At 64.2% G+C, this 18,346-nt stretch carries 19 protein-coding genes; 12 read left to right on the top strand and 7 right to left on the bottom strand.

Annotation, left to right across the window (positions count from 1 at the left end; translation table 11 throughout):
* Positions 1-3 precede the first annotated feature (3 nt).
* Entirely contained in the window at positions 4-534 is a 531-nt protein-coding gene (locus GC088_RS03850) for a ferritin (RefSeq protein WP_323960661.1), read from the bottom strand.
* 315 nt (positions 535-849) lie between these two features.
* Here GC088_RS03850 and GC088_RS03845 point away from each other — a divergent pair, with 315 nt between their 5' ends.
* A complete protein-coding gene (locus tag GC088_RS03845; RefSeq protein WP_416377511.1) occupies positions 850-2,265 on the top strand; it encodes a stealth family protein in 1,416 nt (471 codons plus the stop codon).
* Positions 2,266-2,351: 86 nt separating this feature from the next.
* Here GC088_RS03845 and GC088_RS03840 read toward each other — a convergent pair whose 3' ends face one another.
* The gene (locus GC088_RS03840; RefSeq protein ID WP_323961904.1) at positions 2,352-3,263 is read right to left on the bottom strand and encodes a phosphodiesterase; all 912 of its coding nucleotides are present in this window, start codon (positions 3,261-3,263) and stop codon (positions 2,352-2,354) included.
* 164 nt (positions 3,264-3,427) lie between these two features.
* On the opposite strand from GC088_RS03840, the gene GC088_RS03835 reads away from it, so the two are divergent.
* Both GC088_RS03835 and GC088_RS03830 read left to right on the top strand, forming a co-directional pair.
* Positions 3,428-4,162 carry a M50 family metallopeptidase gene (locus tag GC088_RS03835; RefSeq protein ID WP_323960658.1) on the top strand — a complete coding sequence of 245 codons (735 nt, stop codon included), beginning with the start codon at positions 3,428-3,430 and terminating at the stop codon, positions 4,160-4,162.
* 61 nt (positions 4,163-4,223) lie between these two features.
* On the top strand, positions 4,224-4,631 hold the full coding sequence (locus GC088_RS03830; protein WP_323960656.1) for a hypothetical protein: 408 nt from the start codon (positions 4,224-4,226) through the stop codon (positions 4,629-4,631).
* 48 nt (positions 4,632-4,679) lie between these two features.
* On the opposite strand, the gene GC088_RS03825 is transcribed toward GC088_RS03830, so the two are convergent.
* Genes GC088_RS03825 through GC088_RS03815 form a run of 3 tightly spaced genes read right to left on the bottom strand, consistent with a single transcriptional unit; the run spans position 4,680 to position 8,470 of the window.
* Entirely contained in the window at positions 4,680-6,359 is a 1,680-nt protein-coding gene (locus GC088_RS03825; RefSeq protein WP_323960654.1) for an HNH endonuclease signature motif containing protein, read from the bottom strand.
* Positions 6,360-6,412: 53 nt separating this feature from the next.
* The gene (locus GC088_RS03820) at positions 6,413-6,994 is read right to left on the bottom strand and encodes a GNAT family N-acetyltransferase (RefSeq protein ID WP_323960652.1); all 582 of its coding nucleotides are present in this window, start codon (positions 6,992-6,994) and stop codon (positions 6,413-6,415) included.
* Between the two features lie 9 nt (positions 6,995-7,003).
* Positions 7,004-8,470 (bottom strand): MDR family MFS transporter, encoded by a 1,467-nt coding sequence (locus tag GC088_RS03815; protein WP_323961902.1) that lies wholly within the window; start codon positions 8,468-8,470, stop codon positions 7,004-7,006.
* Between the two features lie 490 nt (positions 8,471-8,960).
* Between GC088_RS03815 and GC088_RS03810 the strand changes: the two genes are divergently transcribed.
* Entirely contained in the window at positions 8,961-9,842 is an 882-nt protein-coding gene (locus tag GC088_RS03810; protein WP_323960650.1) for a transposase, read from the top strand.
* A gap of 75 nt (positions 9,843-9,917) precedes the next feature.
* Positions 9,918-10,490, top strand: a complete 573-nt coding sequence (locus tag GC088_RS03805; RefSeq protein WP_323960648.1) for a hypothetical protein — start codon at positions 9,918-9,920, stop codon at positions 10,488-10,490.
* A 1-nt stretch (position 10,491) separates the two neighbouring features.
* Here GC088_RS03805 and GC088_RS03800 read toward each other — a convergent pair whose 3' ends face one another.
* The gene (locus GC088_RS03800) at positions 10,492-11,589 is read right to left on the bottom strand and encodes a S1C family serine protease (RefSeq protein WP_323960646.1); all 1,098 of its coding nucleotides are present in this window, start codon (positions 11,587-11,589) and stop codon (positions 10,492-10,494) included.
* 100 nt (positions 11,590-11,689) lie between these two features.
* A complete protein-coding gene (locus GC088_RS03795; RefSeq protein WP_323960644.1) occupies positions 11,690-12,196 on the bottom strand; it encodes a metallophosphoesterase family protein in 507 nt (168 codons plus the stop codon).
* An 87-nt stretch (positions 12,197-12,283) separates the two neighbouring features.
* Here GC088_RS03795 and GC088_RS03790 point away from each other — a divergent pair, with 87 nt between their 5' ends.
* The 7 genes from GC088_RS03790 to GC088_RS03760 all read left to right on the top strand — a co-directional run bounded on the left by GC088_RS03790 (position 12,284) and on the right by GC088_RS03760 (position 18,330).
* Positions 12,284-13,123 carry an SDR family oxidoreductase gene (locus GC088_RS03790; protein ID WP_323960642.1) on the top strand — a complete coding sequence of 280 codons (840 nt, stop codon included), beginning with the start codon at positions 12,284-12,286 and terminating at the stop codon, positions 13,121-13,123.
* Positions 13,124-13,291: 168 nt separating this feature from the next.
* A complete protein-coding gene (locus GC088_RS03785) occupies positions 13,292-14,092 on the top strand; it encodes a mechanosensitive ion channel family protein (protein ID WP_323960640.1) in 801 nt (266 codons plus the stop codon).
* Positions 14,093-14,148: 56 nt separating this feature from the next.
* Positions 14,149-14,349, top strand: coding sequence for a hypothetical protein (locus GC088_RS03780; RefSeq protein ID WP_323960638.1), 201 nt, complete (start codon positions 14,149-14,151; stop codon positions 14,347-14,349).
* A gap of 177 nt (positions 14,350-14,526) precedes the next feature.
* Positions 14,527-15,816: a serine/threonine-protein kinase gene (locus tag GC088_RS03775; RefSeq protein WP_323960636.1), complete on the top strand. Its 1,290-nt coding sequence runs from the start codon at positions 14,527-14,529 to the stop codon at positions 15,814-15,816.
* The gene (locus GC088_RS03770; protein WP_323960635.1) at positions 15,813-16,370 is read left to right on the top strand and encodes a hypothetical protein; all 558 of its coding nucleotides are present in this window, start codon (positions 15,813-15,815) and stop codon (positions 16,368-16,370) included. Before GC088_RS03775 ends, GC088_RS03770 begins: the two co-directional genes overlap by 4 nt.
* Positions 16,370-17,014: an MBL fold metallo-hydrolase gene (locus GC088_RS03765; protein ID WP_323960633.1), complete on the top strand. Its 645-nt coding sequence runs from the start codon at positions 16,370-16,372 to the stop codon at positions 17,012-17,014. Before GC088_RS03770 ends, GC088_RS03765 begins: the two co-directional genes overlap by 1 nt.
* Positions 17,015-17,073: 59 nt before the next feature.
* Entirely contained in the window at positions 17,074-18,330 is a 1,257-nt protein-coding gene (locus GC088_RS03760; protein WP_323960631.1) for a phospholipase D-like domain-containing protein, read from the top strand.
* Positions 18,331-18,346: the final 16 nt, after the last annotated feature.

Raw genomic sequence — 18,346 nt, 5'->3', positions numbered from 1 at the left:
TCCCTACAGTGCCCCGCCGGCGGCCGGCGGCATGTTCGGGTCGTTGCCTTCATCGCCCACAGTTTCGCGGGCGAGGAAGTTCTCCACGTCGAACAGGTTGTCCGCCCGCCTCACAATGGTCAGCAGCGTGGTCATGGACGCCACTTCTTCCACCTGTTCCTTGAGGAACCAGAGCATGAACTGCTCGCCCAGAGCGTAGTTCTCCGCTCGGGCCTGGGCGAACAGCGCCTCGATGTCCCTGGTGACCTGCTTCTCCTGCTCAAGCGCCAGGGCAATCGGCTCCTCGACGGAGGAGAACTCGTTGCGGACGGCTTCGACACCGGGAATGCTCACCTCGTGGCCACGGTCCAGCATGTACTGGACCATCATGAGTGCATGGTTTCGCTCTTCGAGCGATTGCCTGTAGAAGTGTGCGGCGAGCCTCGGCAGGTCCTGTCCGTCGAACCAGACCGCGATGGCCAGGTACTGCTGGGACGCTGCGAATTCGTTGCCGATCTGCTGAGCCAACAAAGAGGTGAAACTGGTGTGTGCCATGGTGTCCTTCCATCCCGGGCACCCCGGGGCATGCCCGGGGCTCATGTAGTGCAGGCTTATCATTGGACCAGCGACCGTGCAAGCAATCTGCGATGCCTACCGGCCACCCGCCCTTTCGACTGTTTGGAGGACCCCATTACAGACACTGCCGCCCAGCATGACGTGTATTTCGGCGCCCCTGAGCTGGACAGCGATACTGAGCTCCTAGAGTCTGCCTCCACCGCCTCAGTTGCCCGGCTGACCGACCGGGACGACATCACCACGGTCAAGCGCCGCTTTGCCCTGATCAATACGGACACCACGCCGCATCAGGCAATGGTGGAGGATCTTCTGTTCATTCGAGCAGCACTGGACGACGCCGGTATTGAGTACCTCCTGGTGAGGGGAAATGACGAGCGGCCGGTCATCGCCGTGGACCTGAAGGACGGCGAGGAGCTCCGCTGCGCCCTCGTGGACGCGTGCCGGAACGAGCCGTTCTATTCGCGCACCGTGGACACGAAACGGCGCAGCACACTTCTGGTGGCCGACGGCGTTCTCTCCCACAGCGACAAAGCCCGCATCTTTCGGCTCTACCGACCGCGCGTTGAACCCATCGGTGGATTGACCTTTGGTGCTTCCGCCGGTGTGCAGATTGAGCTTTGGTCCCTGGACGGCGACCAGATTGTGCTGCCTGTGGAGAATTCGCTCACCCGGCGGAGCCTGCCCTCCAGCGAGGTGGTACGTGGTTCCGTGAAGCGGCATGGTCTGATGTGGCCAACGATCGATAACATGTTCGCCGATCATGCCACCGACATCGACTTTGAGATCGACCTGGTCTTCTCATGGGTCGACGGCAGCTCGCCCGAGTACCTGGCTGCACGGGCTGAGCGGATGAAGGACGCCGTCGTCGGTGAGGGCGACGACCACGAGGCGCGCTACCGCCAAATCAACGAACTGAAGTACGCGCTCCGCTCGGTTTACATGTTCGCCCCCTGGATCCGCCGGATCTTCATCGCCACCGACTCCGACCGCCCCGAGTGGCTGGCCGATCATCCGTCGGTGACGCTTGTCCGTTCGCACGAGCACTTCCGCGATCCTTCCGTCCTGCCCACCTACAACTCGCAGGCGGTCGAGTGCCAGCTGCACCACATCCCCGGGCTCTCGGAGTACTTCCTCTACTCCAATGACGACATGTTCTTCGGCAGGCCGGTGGGTCCTGACATGTTCTTTTCTCCCGGTGGGGTAACCAAGTTCATCCAGGCGGACACCCGCATTGGGCTCGGCGAGAACGACGCCGAGCGGAGCGGCTTCGAGAACGCCGCCCGCGTCAACCGGCGGCTGCTTCACGAGCGGTTCGGACGCATCACCACGCGCCACCTCGAACACACGGCCGCGCCGCTGCGCAAGAGCGTGATGTTGGAGATGGAGGAAGAGTTCGAGGATGAATTCGCCGCAACGGCCGCCTCGAAGTTCAGGGCCAAGGACAACATCTCGGTCACCAACTCGCTGTACCACTACTACGCCCTGCTGACCGGTCGCGCAGTCACCCAGGAGTCGGCGAAGGTGAAGTACATCGACACCACCATGCGATCTGGCCTACGGATGCTTCACAAGCTCCTCGACAAGCGCAACATGGACCTCTTCTGCCTCAATGACGGCAGTTTCCCGGAGGTGCCGGCCGAAGAGCGGGCTCGCGTGGTGACGGACTTCCTCGAGAAGTACTTCCCGGTGAAGGCTCCCTGGGAGAATTAGGCAAACCTGCCGTCGTTCGGTTTCGTCCGGGCCGCCGGTCAGGCGCCGGTTAGGGGCGCCGATCAGGCGCCGGTTAGGGCCGCCAATCAGGCGCCAGTGAGCGCCTTCGCCGGTGTCGGCTCTGCAATCCTGACACCGGCTGCGGCGAGCCGGCGGCGGGTTTCCTCCCGGGGCACGGTTTCCCCCACTGCCCGGTAGCTTCCGACCGGCACCACCGAGTGGACCACCGTGTCCTCGTAGACGTGCACCAGGTTGTACGCCTGGGCTCCGTCGCGACCGCGGGTGCCGCCGTCGTCGTACGCGAGGTCCTGTGTGTAGCAGGTGGCGGACGCCACCGAGACGGGGATTCCAGCGAACAGCGCGCTGGTGGAGTAGTGAAGGTGACCGGCCAGGATAGCCCGCACGTCGGTGCCGTGAAGGACGTTGGCCAGGCGGTTCTGGTCACGGAGCTCGACGAGGACCGCAAGGTCCTGCACGCACGGTACCGGCGGATGGTGCAGGGCGAGAATGGTGCCATAGGGGGCAGGCGTCAGCAGTTCGTTGGCCAGCCAGACGAGCTGTTCGTGGCTGATCTCGCCGTGATGGTGACCCGGCACTGTGGAGTCCAGCGTGATGATCCGCAGGCCGTTGACGTTGTAGGTGCGGTCCACGGGTGCTGTACCCGCGGGCTCACGGAACAGTTCACTGCGGAAGGTGGCGCGGTCGTCGTGGTTGCCCATGGCCCAGATGACCTGCGCGCCGAGTTTCTGGGCGGCCGGTTCAACGATGGCCCGCAGCTTTGCGTAGGCCTGTGCTTCGCCCCGGTCCGCGAGGTCGCCGGTGAACACGATCGCTTCAGGCCGTGATCCGGAAGCTTCCAGTTCTTTGAATACCTGCCGGAGCCGGGCTTCACTGTCCACAGCTCCGTAAAGGAGGTCGGGGCCGCCCACCAGATGGGTGTCGCTCATGTGCAGGATGAAGTGTTGCGGTCGTGGATGCTCGGCCGTCCGCAGGTTCATGATCGCCTTCTGATAGCTCGAATAGCTTTCACTCATTCACGTTCATCAAAGCAGAGCGTTTCCTGCCGGAAGATGAACGTTCCGCGGCGAGTCCGTTAATACTCCCCGCTCCTAAGCGGTATTCGGGTCAGCTTCCTTGGAGGATGGCCCGATACCATCCGAGCGTGGAGTTCTTGATGACGTGGTGGGACCGGTTGCTTGCCGGTTTCAGCCGAAGCCAGCCGCCTGAGCTGACCCTCACTGAAGTCGCGGTCATCCTTCTTGCAGCCGCGGCCCTTTCGCTTCCCTCGGCGACGTGGCGTTATTTCGGCCTGTTCAGCACTGTGGTCCACGAACTGGGACATGTGTTCGCGGCATTGCTTGCGGGCAGGCGGGTGACCGGCATCCAGTTGAACTTCGACCATTCCGGACTGACGACGTCGTTCGGCCGTCCCGGCTGGCGCACCGCCTGGGCAACCTTTTGGGGCTACCCGGTGCCCGCCGTCGTGGGTGCAGTTCTGGTCTGGGCAGGCTTTGCCGGTTGGGCGCCGGCAGCTCTCTCGGTCGGCGCGCTGGTGCTCCTTCTGTCGCTGCTGTTCATCCGCAATGCCGGCGGGATCCTGATCCTGTTGGGCGTGGTCGCTGTTTCGGCCGGGCTCGTGGTCGCGGTGCCGGTCGAGTTCACCGGACACGTGGTGGTTGCCCTCGGGCTGGCCTTGCTGGTCGGTTCGGTCCGGGATCTTGGCAAGGTGGCATCGGTGCACTACCGACGACGGCGGGACCGCGGACAGTCCGATGCCTACCTCCTGTACCGCTCCACTGGTGTTCCGGCTCTCGTGTGGCTGCTCCTCTTTACCGCGGTCATTGCGGGGTCGTTCGGCTGGGCGTGGATGGTGGTTCGCGCCGGAGTCGGGCTCTAGCCATGCTCTGGCTGCGGACGTAGGCTCGAAGCAGTCCAACGGTTCCATTGAAGGAGTTCCAATGCAGCTCAGCCACATTCCGCTTCGCCTCAGCACGGGCGCGTTCATCCTGAACTCCGGCATCGGCAAGCAGGACCTCGATCGGGATACCGCAGCGTACCTGCAGGGCATGGCGGCGAATGCCTTTCCGCAGGTCAAGCAGCTCGACCCCGAGAAATTCGGCAAGGTACTGGCAGGCGCGGAAACAGCTCTGGGCGCTGCCCTGCTGCTGCCGTTCATTCCCAGCCACCTAGTTGGCCTGGGGCTGGCAGCATTCTCCGGCGGGCTGCTCGCGATGTATTTCCGCACTCCGGGCATGACCCAGGACGACGCCATCCGTCCCAGCCAGGAAGGCACGCCCGTGGCAAAGGACGTCTGGATGCTCGGAATTGCGCTGGCGCTCATCCTCGACGGCGGCAAGAAGCGCTAGCGGTCCCCACCCTTCAGAATGAAGCGGCCCTTGCCCCCGCTCAACTCCTCAACCTGTCAAAACGGTGGCGGCGGCTCGGGGAGAGTGGTGTAGGCCCTTCCCGCCGAGTGACGTCACATGCTGTTTGCCTCGGTGGTCCTGACCAGCAGTACAGATGCCTTCCGTCTTGAGCATATGGTGGAGCTTGCACCGCGGCGCCAGATTGCTGAGTGCCGTTTTCCCGCCGCTTGCCCACGGGGTGACATGGTCGATCTCGCAGGACCACGATGACCGGTTGCATCCCGGGTGGACACAGGTGGGATGAGTGATTCTCACCCAATCCTGTAAGTGTTTGGGTGGCCGATATCGGTCCCGGCCAACGCTGACCACCGCTCCGGTTTCGGGATGAACCAAAATCCTCGTAAAACTCGGCGCGTGGGCTGCAAGGTTCCGGGCGGTTTCCGGATCGATCGGGCCGTATCCCTCAAGCAAGCCGTTCTCACACGCGGCCAGGTCGGACGCAACTGTTTCATCGCAGTCAGATGCCGCTTCATCGCAATTAGACGCAGTTGCCGCCTCAGCGGAAACCTTCCCAGCGGCCGCCTCAGCGGAAACCTTCCCAGCGGCCGCCTCAGCGGAACCGACCGGTTGCTGCCAGTCCGATCGCGAGCGCCCCAGGAGTGTCATGACCGGAACGGTGACGAAGACGGTTGCTCCCACCCCGCGGAACCCGGTTCCCTGCTTGGGATTGCCAGTGCAGGTGTGCGTCAGGATGTCAGCGAGAACGTCTGCCCTCAGTTGGGACAGCGTACGCGGCTCGTCAGGTCCCTGCAGGGAGCGGGCGGCGGCGTCGACCCGGTTGAATATTCCGTGTGCCTGCTCGGCGGGCAGGAAGGCGCCCAGCCAGGCCATACCGTCCTGCTCAGGCTGGACTGAGACGTTCCGGTCCTTCGCGGCGCGAATCTTCCTGGCGGAGATAGTTTCCGGATGCAACTCCTCCCGCAGACGGCGACACTTTCTCGCGAGTTTCGGGCGGGTCAGTGCGCCTGCTGACTCGAGTGCAGTCGCTTCGAACCCAGCCAGCGCCTCGAATGGGATGGACCCCGACTCTTCCACTATCACCCGGCTCTGAACGGGACTGATCTTCCCCGCGTCCAGGGCCTCCCAAGTAGTCGGAAGTTCCTCGGTCAGCCGGAGGGACTCTCCGATCATTCGATGCGCGGTCGGGCCAGGAACGCGCAGCAGCGGTGCGATTTCCTGCGCCGCCAGCATGAAACTCGTGTCCGGGCGCGCCCCATCTCTATCTCTTCCCGCACCGGGCTGCTCAGATGCGTGGACCTTGTGAAAGACCTCTGCGGTCAGCAGCGCTTGCCTCGCCGCCACCCACGACGCCAACCGATCCGCCGCCCGCAGGAGGTCCAACGTGTCGCTGAGTGCACGGAACCTCGCGGAACCCGGCGCATCCCTCGTGTCCGGTGACGCCTCATCAAGCAACCGAAACATCAGCGCGTAGGGTGATGCCTCTTCGACGCGGCTGCGTGCATGATCCTCAGAGACGGCATCATCAGCCACAGACTCACCACCGAAAACAACCCGCTCCAGCACAGGCTCAGGTATTCCAGACGAGGCCTCGGCATATGCCTCTTCGAGCGCAGTCTCTGCAGACAGCGAATCAGCAGACAGCGAATCTGCAGCCAGCTCATCAGCAGTACACTGCTCAACTCGCTCAAGCGCTGCTCCGATTCCCATACAAAGCAGTGAATCATCCGCCTCTGACAAAACTGCCTGCGGCCCATCCGGCTCTATTTAACGGATGCAACCAAGCGACTCCAGGGTCGCGGATCGGTCGCAAGCATGCCCATCAGCACTGCATCAACCCACTCCCCATCCCAGAGGAGTGCATCGCGCATGCGCCCCTCCACGCGGAAACCGCACTTCTCATACACACGCTGCGCCCGCGGGTTGAACGCGTAAACCTCCAACCCGATCCTATGGACCCCAATCTCGTCGAAGGCGTAGTCGACGACGGCGCGGGTTGCCTCGGTCCCGTAGCCCTTGCCGAACGTGTGGTCGGCACCGAGCGCGATCCGGAAGCCCAGGGACCGGTTGGCGGCGTCGTAGTCGTTGAGTACCACCTCGCCGATGTGGACACCGTCTTCCACCGTGATGATCGCCCAGTCGGCTCTGCCGTCGGTCTCTGCCAGACCGGCAAGCCAGCGCTCCACCTGCTCACGGGTGAATTGCTGATGCGTCCCCGTCAGGCGCATCGATTCCGGATTCTGAAGCGCAGCCCAGGAACCTTCGAAATGCTCGGGGCCGAGCGGCTCCAACCGAAGCCGCGGCGTGGTGAGGACTGCCGGCGGAATGAAGGGCGACGGAGACATAGCGGGAGTCTAGTGGCCCAGCGGGGAAGCCGGGACACCGGCGTCGTCATGACCATCCGACGACGGGACAGCGGCAGCGGGCTTGCGCACAAACAGCGCCGCCATCACCGCGAACAGGAAGATCACTGCGCCGCAGAGGAATGCCGCCCGGATACCTCCGGCGAGCGCAGGCAGCTCAGCGGCGCCGGACCCCATCAGGGCACTGGTCTGGATGGTCATCACGGACACGAACAACGCGATACCGGCGGCGCCGGCCAACTGCTGGACGGTACCGACGACGGCGCTCGCGTGCGAGTAAAGCTGCGGACGGACCGATCCCAGCGCGGAGGTGAACAGCGGCGTGAACATGCCGGCGAGTCCGATGCTCAGGATCACATGGCAGGCAAGCACCAGCGGTACGGGTGTGGACCCGTCCAGCAGCGTCAGAGTCCAGAAGGCTGCCGCCACCAGGACAGCACCGGGAACCACGAGGACGCGCGGCCCGTGCCGGTCGAAAATCCGGCCGACTACCGGTCCCAGCAGACCCATCGCAAGGCCGCCGGGGAGCAGCATCAGCCCTGCGGCAGCGGGTTCAAGGCCGAGGACGTCCTGCAGGTAAATGGGTAGGAGGATCACCGTTCCGAACAGGGCCATCATGCTGATCGACAGGACAAGGATGGAGACCGTGAACGTACGGGAACGGAAGGTGCGCAAGTCCAGCAGTGCGCGGTCGTGGCGCTGCAGGGAAAGCTGCCGGGCAATGAATCCGGCCAGGCCTACAAGCCCGACGGCGAGCGGAACCCAGGCCGGAACCGAGGAGCCTACGGAGGCCTCACCAAACTGGCTCAGCCCATAGACAATGCCACCGAACGCGAAGGCGGACAGGATGACCGACACGACGTCGACGGGGACGCGGTTCGGCGTGGTTACGTTCTGAATGCGAAGCCCGCCCAGCACCAGGGACCCGACGGCAATGGGCAGCACCAGCCAGAACATCCAGCGCCAGTCCAGCACGCTGAGGATGATGCCGGAGATCGTTGGACCAATAGCCGGAGCCACCGAGATGACGATCGAGATGTTGCCCATGGTCTTACCCCGTGACGCCGGCGGCACGAGTGTCATGACGGTCGTCATCAACAGCGGCATCATGATGGCGGTTCCGCCGGCCTGGATCACGCGTCCGACGAGGAGCATCTCGAAGCCAGGAGAGAGCGCAGAAACCAGGGTGCCGACGCTGAAGAGAGTCATCGCGGCGAAGAAGACCGGTCGAGTGTTGAAGCGCTGGATCAGGAAGCCCGTAATGGGGATGACCACCGCCATGGTGAGCATGAACGCCGTCGTAAGCCACTGCCCTGTCGAGGCGGTGATCTGGAGATCCTCCATCAGGCGCGGAAGGGCGACGCCCATGATGGTTTCGTTGAGGATAACCACGAAGGCCGACACGAGCAGCAGGGAGATCACCAGCCGGTCGCGCGCGGACACCGTGTCGGCGGCCATGGGTAGGCTACTGCCGACGGCGGTATCGGTGGCGGGTGCGTCGGTTGTCCGATCGCGCTGGTCTGTGCGTTGCTGCAAGAGGTTCCCCCTGTGAAGGCGCTGAGGCGGCGCTACCGGTCGGCGCCAGCCAGGAATAGCAAGCCGGGATGTGCACGGCTTATTCCCGGGTCCATTTTGGCAGTCCATTTCCGACCAGCCCCGAGCGGCGTACTGTGGTTCCACATCGACGAAGATGAAGAGAGGACAGCGCGATGACCATCCCCCCGCCCTACGAGCCTCACCCTGACCCGTCGCAGCCGAGGCCGCCAGGAGAACCGGCCCCGGAACCGCAGCCCTCGCCGTCGCCGTACCCTATCCCCGACCCGGGACCTGACACCCCAGGCATACCTCCTGAACCGGAGCCCGGCCCCTCGCCGGACCGGCCCTTCCCGGAGCCCGGGCCGACGGTTCCACCTTTGCCCTGAACTGAACAACCACAAAATGGAGAGCCTTGCCGGAACCCGATCTCGCTGACATCGCTTCGGAACTGTACGCAATTCCACTGGATGAATTCACCGCTGCCAGGAATGCCCGGGCGAAGGAGGTCAGTGACAAGGCGCTGGCCAAGGAGGTCCGGGCCCTGCGAAAGCCGTCCGCGTCTGCCTGGCTCCTCAACATGATGAACCTGCATCGCGGCTCCCAGTTGACCCAGGCCCTTCAACTGGGAGCGGCCATGCGTCAGGCGCAGGAGGAACTCGACGGCAGCGAGTTGAAGAAGCTCGGTGTCCAGCGCCAGCAGCTGATCTCAGCTCTCGTCAAGGACGGAACCGCCCTGTCGCGGGAGTTGGGACACCAGGTCAGCGCAGCGGTGTCCACCGAAGTAGAGCAGACGCTGCGTGCAGCCATGGCCGACGCCGGTGCTGCCGCGGCGGTCTCGACGGCCCGCCTCGTGCGGCCGCTTGAGGCAAGCGGCTGGGACGCGGTGGACCTCACCGACGCAGTGGGCGGCCCTTTCGATGCAGGTACTGAGCTGGGGAGCTTCGCGTCGGCCCATGCAACTGAGCAACACGGCGACGAAGGCGAGGACACCCCCGATCCCGCAGCGGAGGCGCGGCTCGAACTCGAGGAAGCCGAGGACCGCGAGGAGGAAGCCGCTGAACGGCTCAAGCGGGCGCGGGAGCACGTGGATCGACTTGACCGCGACCGGGAAGGACTGGTGTCTCAGGTCCGCGAACTACGCAAACGAATGCGGGCACTCGAGCAGGAGATTGACGACATCGACGACGCTGCCGACGATGCCGCCCGCGAGCGCACCGAAGCGGAGCGGACTGCGAAGGAAGCGGAGCGCGAGGTGGAGCGCGCCCGCAAGCTGGTTGACAAGCTCAGTTCCTGAAATCAGTCAGGCGGCACAGCCATCGTAACGGAATCGTGAGCTTGATCAGCACACTTAGCTTCCACAATGGAAGATATGGCACGAATAAAAGCAGACAAGAGTACGCATACGGCAAGGAACAAGAGCACGAGGTTCAAACGCGTCTCAGCCTGGCTGATCGCGGCCGTCGCTGCAGTATCGGTATCCTCATTGGCGCTCGGCTGGCTGCAGCTGCAATCCGTTCAGCGGGCGGTCGGTCTTCAGCTTCCGGACACCATGATCGGCGGCTACAGCGCGGATCATGTGCAAGCCGTTCGAGACGAGTTGGATGCCCCGGTGATTGAGCGTTACCAAAGCGTCCACTACTTCTGGGATCTGGTGTTTCCCGTGGCCTTCGCCGCGTTGATCATCCTCCTGGTTCAGCGGTTCGGCGGACACTCACCACTGAGGTGGTTGTTCTATGTGATTGCGGTTGTCTACGCGGCCGTTGATGTCGCCGAGAACCTGGCCCTGGAGGCTGCCTTCGCCTCGGTGGACATAACTGCATCCGAGGTGGCCTTCGCGAGCTTCCTCACCACGGCGAAATTTGTCCTTTTCGCCGCCGCAATCCTGGCCTTCGCGTTCTCCTTCATGCTCAACCGACCGGCCGAGCGCGCGTCCGCCCGCTGACCTACCCTTCCTCGGCCGGGCGCTCTCCCAGCGTCATTTCGACTTCACGTGTTTCACCCTCGCGCACGAACTCAGCGGAGACGGAGTCGCCGGGATCGAAAGCACGGAGGGCCGCCAGCAGCCGCTCCGCGCTTTCCAGCGGCTCACCGTCCAGGGAGACCATAATGTCGCCCGCACGGATTCCGGCGTCGTCGGCAGGGCTGTCGTCTTCGACGGCAAGCACGGCAACCCCCTGCTCCGCATCGACACCGAGCTGTTCGGCGATCTGCGGGGTGAGGGTCCGCGGCACCAGTCCGAGGAAGGCGTGGTCGGCCTTGCCGTCTTCCAGCAGTTCTTCCACCACTTCGACGGCGGTTCCCGCCGGTATCGCGAATCCCAGGGACACCGCGCCGGCCTGTGGCGGGATATAGGCCTCGCTGATCCCGATCACCTGTCCCTGGCTGTTCACGAGGGCACCACCGGAGTTGCCGGGACTGATCGCGGCATCCGTCTGGATGAGGTCCACCAGCGAAGCGCTGTTGGTTGCCGATCCCGGAATTTCACGGTGCAGTCCGGAGATGATGCCGGCAGTGGCGGTGTTCTCGAAGCCGAGTGGACTTCCAATGACAACTGCCAGCTCTCCGACGTCGGGCAGCTCGGTCTGGAATTCGGCAGCGGGCAGCCCGGTACGGTCGGCCTGCACCAGCGCAAGGTCCGTAACGACGTCGGTCGCCACTACGGTGCCGGACACCCGCTGGCCGTCGGCGAAGGCCACCTGCACTTCCTCAGCGCCCCCCACTACATGCTCGTTGGTGAGGATCAGCCCGTCTTCGTTGTAGATCACGCCGCTGCCCAGGCCGCCGCTCTCAAGGAAAACGGTGACCACCGACGGCTGCACGTTGTCGATGAGCTGAGGGATGTCGGTACCAGCGGCCGCTGGAGTGTCCGCTGCTGCACCGCCGCCTTCGCCGCCCTGAGTCGCGGCGGCGGAGCCGGACTCCTGCGTCTCCTCACCCGGCGGCTCGGGGGACTCGGTGCAGCCCGAGAGCGCCAGGCACACTGCGACGGCGGTTACCGCGCTCTTCCGAACGATGGGCAATTGTCGCTGGCCATTCTCCACACTGAGCTCCTTGTGCCGTGATGTCTGCTGCAGTTTGTACGCACCAAAACGTTTACTTCAGTTATTCCTACCAACAACGCGGTTTGAGCAAAAGGAGCGGCTACCGCGCTGGAAGCCGTTCGAGGCGCACGTCCCGCAACTCGCCGTCGTCGGCCACAGCAGTGAAATAGGTGCACGCAGGCTGGCGCCGGCGGTCAGTCGGCGAGCCGGGGTTGAGCAGCCGCATTCCTGCGGGGGTGGTCGTGTCCCAGGGAATGTGGCTGTGACCGAAGACCAGGACGTCCGTATCCGGAAACGCCTCGTCCATGCGCTTCTCCCGTCCGGTGGCCGCACCCGTTTCATGCACGACGGCGAACCGGACGCCCTCGAGCTCGGCCCGGGCAATCTCGGGCAGGCGGGCGCGGAGATCTGCGCCGTCGTTGTTGCCATAAACGCCGATCAGGCGACGGCACCGCCGTTCCAGCTCATCCAGGAGCGGAACATCCACCCAGTCGCCGGCGTGGACGACCACGTCGGCGGAATCAACCGCGTCCCAGACCTGCTGGGGCATCTGCCGGGCGCGTTTCGGTACGTGCGTGTCAGCGAGCATAAGCAGTCGAAGCGCCATGCGAGCAAGTCTGGCACGTAGCGCGGGCAAAGCAGTGCTCCCGGGCAACGCTCAACAGCGGGCGGCCCTACGTGAGAAGCTTCCGGGGTGACTGTCTTGATCGCCGGATGCGGTGACCTCGGAACCCAGGCCGGACTGTACTTCGCCGAGGCGGGGCACCGCGTGATCGGGTGGCGGCGCTCCCCGAAGAAGCTGCCGCCCGCCATCGAAGGCGCAGCTGTCGACATCACCGGCACGCTGCCCACCGTCCCGGGCGACACCGACGTCGTCGTTATCGCGCTTACCGCGGATGGGCGGAACGAGGCTGCCTACCGCACCACCTATCTCGGGGGCACAGCCAGCCTCCTCGACGCACTCGAGCGCGACGGCGTGGCGCCGCGGCGGATCATCTTCGTCTCATCCACCGCTGTCTACGGCAACGACGACGGCGGGTGGATCGACGAGACCGAGGTCCCGGCGCCGTCGACACCCACCGGAGGGGTGCTGCGGGAGACCGAGGAACTGCTCGCCGCCCGTGCCCCACAATCAGTTGCGCTCAGGCTTTCCGGGATCTACGGTCCAGGGCGGACGAGGCTGATTGACCAGGTGAAGGGCGGAACCGTGCGAACTACGTCACCGCACTGGACCAACCGCATCCACCGTGACGACGCGGCCGCCGCGATCGTTCACCTCGCCGGGCTTCAGGAGGCGGCTGCAGCCTATCTCGGCACGGACAGTGAGCCCGCGCTGCTCACCGATGTTCAGCGATTCCTGGCTGGGGAACTTGGTGTTCCGCTCGGACTGCCCAATGACGACGACGGCGCCCCCGCCACCGGAAAACGGTGCAGCAATACGCTGCTCACCTCATCCGGGTTCACGTTCGCGTACCCGACTTTCCGGGAAGGTTACCGGGCCGTTTTGAGAGGCGAAGGTACGCGGCACCCCTGACCGGGCAAGCCCTAGGGGAAGCACAGCAGCCGGGACACGACAAAGAAAACATTACTAAGCAACCTTCCTATTTATCGTCAGTATGCTTACTGTTGATCCGTGCAAACCCGGTGGGGCACCCGCTCCGCCGGCACGGCAGCTTCTCGAAGCTCATAGATGGAGGTTCCCTTGGAAGAAACCCTGAGGACCGGGCTCGCGTCAGTAATTGATTTCGTGCCCAAGCTGTTGCTCTTCCTCGTCATCCTGATCGTCGGCCTGCTCATTGCCAAGGCGATCTCGAAGGCGCTGGAAAAGCTTCTCGAACGGGTCGGGTTCGACCGCGTGGTGGAGCGCGGCGGTGTCAAGAAGGCACTGTCCAAGTCATCGCTCGATGCCAGCGACATCATCGCCAAGATCGTCTACTACGCGCTTGTGCTCTTCGTACTGCAGTTCGCCTTCGGTGTCTTCGGACCGAACCCCGTCAGTGACCTGCTTGCGGGAATCATCGCCTTCCTGCCAAAGATCGTCGTTGCCATCATCATCGTGATCATCAGCGCCGCGATCGCAGCAGCAGTCAAGAACCTTATCCAGGGAACCCTTGGCGGCCTGTCCTACGGCAGGATCCTGGCCAACATCGCGAGCGTCTTCATCCTGGGAATCGGCATCATCGCCGCCCTGAACCAGGTCGAAATAGCTACCACCGTCACCACCCCGATCCTTATTGCAGTTCTTGCCGCCATTGTGGGCGTCATTGTTGTCGGCGTCGGCGGCGGGCTGGTCAAGCCCATGTCCCAGCGTTGGGAGCACTACCTGAACCGGGCCGAGGCCGAAGCGCCCCGCATGAAGGCCGAAGCCCAGTCCTCGCCGTCCGCATCCGAGCAGCTGAAGAGCGCTGCCCAGGATGCCAAGGCGCGCACCCAGACCACAGAAGTAGGTGGCAGCACCCAGGTCCACCGTCCTGAGGATCCGAGTGCACCCCGCTTCCGGTAGAAGCCGGAGCCAACCCTAATCCGCCTATCAACACTCTCTAACTACAGGAGAACACCATGAACATCGACAAGCAGCAGATTCTCGACCTTCTGAAGAACCAGGGCGATCACGACAAAGCCCAGCAGGCAGATCAGGAACTGCCCGACCAGGTGGACACCGACCGTGACTCCGGACTGCTGAGCAAGCTCGGCATCAATCCCCAGGACCTCCTCGGGAAACTGGGTGGCGGCGGCGGACTGGGCGGCCTGCTCGGCTAAGCCCCTCCCACTGGATGGAGCGGCGCAGGGATCGGATCCCTGCGCCGCTCCATTCTTTTCTGGATAGAAGTTTTGAGATGAGAATGTGGTGAGAACCGCATCCATCGCCTTGAGTCACGTCATGCACGTGGGCTTTCATGGACATACAACGGACAGCTGACGGAAGGAAGACCCATCATGCAGCTTCCTCCTCCCCCGGGCAGGTCGCCCGAAGTCACGTCCGAACCCGGTCGCACTGGCAGCAGCCCAGGTGTGCGGCAGGATGAGCTGCTGGGCGGACGCTACTCCCTCGGGAATCTGCTCGGCACGGGTGGCATGGCGGAGGTTCGCCGCGGCCATGACCAGGTCCTTGGGCGTGATATTGCCATCAAGCTCTTCCGCGGCCAGCCCGAAACGCGCCTTACCAGCCGCGAGCGTTCGGAGGCGCAACTCCTGGCTTCCCTTGACCATCCGGGCGTTGTCAAGGTGCACGACGTCGGCCATGCACCGCACGCAGGCTGGGTGGTCATGGATCTCATCGACGGATCCGACCTGCACAGACTGCTCCATGGCGGCGCCCTGGACCTGCAGCGCACCTGGAACGTTGCGCATGACGTATCCCGGACGCTTGCCTACGTTCATGCGAAGGGCATCACCCACCGCGACGTCAAGCCGTCAAACATCCTGGCCCGTGAAGCGGACCCGTCCTCGGGGCTCTTTGCGTACGTTCTGACCGATTTCGGCATAGCGCAAATGGCCGGCAGCGACCGGCTTACCGCCACCGGCGAGACGATCGGCACAGCCGCCTACTTCAGCCCCGAACAGGCGCGCGGCGGAGCGGTCAGCCCCGCCACGGACATCTATGCACTCGGCCTGGTGATCCTGGAATGTCTCACCGGCGAACCTGCGTTCGAGGGCCGCGGTCTGGAGACCGCCCTGGCCCGACTGCATCGGGCACCCGAAATTCCCGCCTCGGTCACCCCCGCCTGGCGGGACCTCATCACCCGAATGACCGCGCTCGACGCCGGCAACCGGCCGTCCGCTGCGCAGGTTGCCACCATTCTGGTCGAAGAACGTGCCGCATTTCTGGCAGCGAGTGCGGGACCGGCGACCGCCGTCCTTCCCGGCCCGGTCCCCGGCCATGCTCCCCCCTCTTCGCCCGCCGAAGCTCACCGGCCCGCCTTTGTGCTTGGGCTGAACGACGACGACGCTTCCGCCGGGCAGCCTTCGCCAACCGCGCAAGCCACCAAGGTCCACACAGCGACGAAGACGGGACCCAAGCCGCAGGCCCGCAAACAAGCGGCCCGCAAGAGCCAGCACCGCCGCTGGTGGGCGGCAGTCGCCGTCGTGCTTGTCCTGATAGTGGCCGCAGCGATTGTAATGCTGTCCGGGATGTTGTCGCCGGTGTCCGAACCGGAACCGTTGCCGTCAGTGCCGGGTGTGCCCGGCGAGCGCCTGTCCGAACTCTACGAGAGCGTGCAACCATGAGAAACAGCAGATGGATCCTTGCCCTGGCGCTGACGCTGCCTGCACTGGGTGCGTGCAGCGGTCCGACGTCGATCGAGGCCGGCACAGCTGAATCCCTGCAGGTGAAGGTGCGTGAAATCGCCACGGTCACGAAGGAAGGCAACGTGGAAGCCGCCATGGAACAGGCAACGGCCCTCAGGGCCGAGGTCGAGCAGGCAACTGCTTCCGGCGCCGTCACCCCCGGCCGTGCCCAACGCATCCAGGCGAATATCGATGCCTTCCTTGAGTCGGTGAAGCCCGCCACGCAAGCCACCGAGAAGCCCGCGCCGGCCACCACCACCGCACCGCCGACGCTGGAGGCGCCACCGGCCGCTCCTGCCCCCTCCCGTCTGAACGAGGACAGCGGATCCCGGGAGGAACGCGAAAGGGACGCCGCGGAGGAGGCCGCCAAGGAGGCGCAGAAGCGCGCTGAGGAGGAAGCCAAGGAGGCCCAGAAACAGGCCGAAGAGCAGCAGAAGGAACTTGAGAAGCAACAGGAGGAGCAGCAGGAGGAACTCGAAAAGGGCGACGACTAGTGCGAACCATCACCACCAACTGCTACCAGTTGCAGCGTTCGCGCGGCGCCAACGGATACCTTATCCGGGCGGGTGAGCACACCGCCGTCGTTGATCCCGGCATGGACGGTGCCTTCGACAGCCTGCTGGGTGAACTACGGGATGCGGGCCCGATTATCGGCCCGGTCACCGACATACTGCTCACCCACTACGACGCCGACCACGCCCAGGTGGCTCTTCGCCTGCAGCGTGAGTTGGGTGCAACCGTGTGGCTCGGGGCCGCGGATGCGGCGATCCTGCGCCGGGACGTGCCGCCGCCTACCCGCTTCCGCCGTGTCCTGTTCAGGCTGATGCCCACCAGGCTTCCCGATTCGGTGTCTGAGCTCGACGGCGAACGTGACCTGTTCGAGGGTGTGAAGACTTTTCCCATCCCTGGTCACACTCCAGGGCAGATTGCCTTCCAATTCGGCGATGTCATGTTCACCGGTGACGCGGTACGGGTGCACCGCGATGGCCGGATTGAGCGCTTCTACGCGGCCCTGAACAGCGACAATCCGTTGGCAGCCAGAACGACGGCGGCACTGCAGGAGCTGATCGACGGCGGGACCGTGGGCTGGGTCTGCCCCGGGCACAATCCCCCAGCCCGTGTGGGAACCCAGCCCTGACCAGTCACCTTTTCCGGCAACGTGCGAGCCGCGTCCCGCGGGTCTATAGGCTTAGACCCATGCGCACCCTTCGCCGCCTCCATCTATTTGCCCTGACCCGGTCGCTGCTGGTGCGGGCCACCATGGCGTTCGCCACCGTGCAGGCAGCGGTGATTGCCGTCATCGTGCTGGTGGATGCGGTTCAGAAGAAGCTGCGCAGCAAGCGTCCAGGATTTCCCCACCCAGGGACGTTCGAGTCCGAGGTTGCCGGCTCGAGCACCACCGTCTTTACCTACGGGCACGATCTCTATGAGGACATGCTGGACGCCATCCAGGGCGCCAAGCACACGATCATGCTCGAAACGTACATTTGGAAGGGCGACGCGATCGGCCGCCAGTTCAAGGATGCGTTGAACGAGGCCGCCGAACGCGGTGTGAAGGTGTACGTCATCTACGACGGCTTCGCGAACCTGGTGGTTCCCCCGTCGTTCTACCGGTTCCATCCGGACATCGAGGTCTTCCGGTTTCCCTTGGTGCGGCCTTCGATCCTGTTCACCAACATCCGGGGCACGGGATTCGACCACCGGAAGATTCTGGTGGTGGATGACTCCATCGGATATGTGGGCGGCTATAACATCGGCTCCCTGTATGCATCCAAGTGGCGAGACACCCACCTGAAGCTTGAGGGCAAGTCCGTTTGGGAGCTGCGCCAGGCTTTTGTGGCGTTCTGGAATTCGGCTCCGACCCAGCGCCACCGGGAACTGGAAGAGACCAGCGCCGAATTCTGGGAACCGCGGCTCCGTGCGGTGAACAACATCCCGGCGAACCTGGTGTTCCCTATTCGCGGTGTCTACCTCGATGCGATCAACCGTGCGCACAGCCACATCTACATCACCACTGCCTACTTCATCCCGGACCAGCAGATCCTCGAAGCCCTGCTGCGGGCCAGCAAGCGCGGCGTTGACGTTCGGGTGATCCTGCCCGAGGACTCGAATCACGTGGTGTCTGACTGGCTGTCCCGCGGATTCTATTCAGCCCTTCTCCGGGCCGGGGTGAAGGTCCTGCTGTACCAGAACGCGATGATCCATGCGAAGACCGCAACGGTCGACGGCGAGTGGACCACCGTGGGCACCGCCAACATCGACCGCCTCAGCCTCACCGGCAACTACGAGATCAACATCGAACTCTTCGACCGTCGCCTGGCCGCCGACATGGAGAAGATCTTCGAGATCGACAGCAGCAACTGCCGTGAGCTTGGGCTTGAGGAGTGGAACAGCCGCCACATCGTGGCGCGGATCAGCGAGGCCATCCTCGCGCCGCTGCGTCCCTTCCTGTAGGGCGTTTCTCTCCGCC

This window comes from Arthrobacter sp. JZ12 (genome assembly GCF_035189165.1).
In the GTDB taxonomy this organism is placed as follows: domain Bacteria; phylum Actinomycetota; class Actinomycetes; order Actinomycetales; family Micrococcaceae; genus Arthrobacter_D.
The sequence above is the reverse complement of the archived record's forward strand: the minus strand, read 5'-3'. Positions and strand labels throughout refer to the sequence as shown.

Bases quoted from the DNA above. Each gene is read 5' to 3' on its own strand.
- GC088_RS03840 (WP_323961904.1), bottom strand. From the start codon at position 3,263: ATGAACCTGCGGACGGCCGAGCATCCACGACCGCAACACTTCATCCTG.
- GC088_RS03760 (WP_323960631.1), top strand. From the start codon at position 17,074: ATGCGCACCCTTCGCCGCCTCCATCTATTTGCCCTGACCCGGTCGCTG.
- GC088_RS03830 (WP_323960656.1), top strand. From the start codon at position 4,224: ATGCAGCTCAGCCACATTCCGCTTCGCCTCAGCACGGGCGCGTTCATC.
- GC088_RS03845 (WP_416377511.1), top strand. From the start codon at position 850: ATGGTGGAGGATCTTCTGTTCATTCGAGCAGCACTGGACGACGCCGGT.
- GC088_RS03795 (WP_323960644.1), bottom strand. From the start codon at position 12,196: ATGGCGCTTCGACTGCTTATGCTCGCTGACACGCACGTACCGAAACGC.
- GC088_RS03850 (WP_323960661.1), bottom strand. From the start codon at position 534: ATGGCACACACCAGTTTCACCTCTTTGTTGGCTCAGCAGATCGGCAAC.
- GC088_RS03770 (WP_323960635.1), top strand. From the start codon at position 15,813: ATGAGAAACAGCAGATGGATCCTTGCCCTGGCGCTGACGCTGCCTGCA.
- GC088_RS03825 (WP_323960654.1), bottom strand. From the start codon at position 6,359: ATGGGAATCGGAGCAGCGCTTGAGCGAGTTGAGCAGTGTACTGCTGAT.
- GC088_RS03775 (WP_323960636.1), top strand. From the start codon at position 14,527: ATGCAGCTTCCTCCTCCCCCGGGCAGGTCGCCCGAAGTCACGTCCGAA.
- GC088_RS03815 (WP_323961902.1), bottom strand. From the start codon at position 8,470: ATGGCCGCCGACACGGTGTCCGCGCGCGACCGGCTGGTGATCTCCCTG.
- GC088_RS03780 (WP_323960638.1), top strand. From the start codon at position 14,149: ATGAACATCGACAAGCAGCAGATTCTCGACCTTCTGAAGAACCAGGGC.
- GC088_RS03805 (WP_323960648.1), top strand. From the start codon at position 9,918: ATGGCACGAATAAAAGCAGACAAGAGTACGCATACGGCAAGGAACAAG.
- GC088_RS03820 (WP_323960652.1), bottom strand. From the start codon at position 6,994: ATGTCTCCGTCGCCCTTCATTCCGCCGGCAGTCCTCACCACGCCGCGG.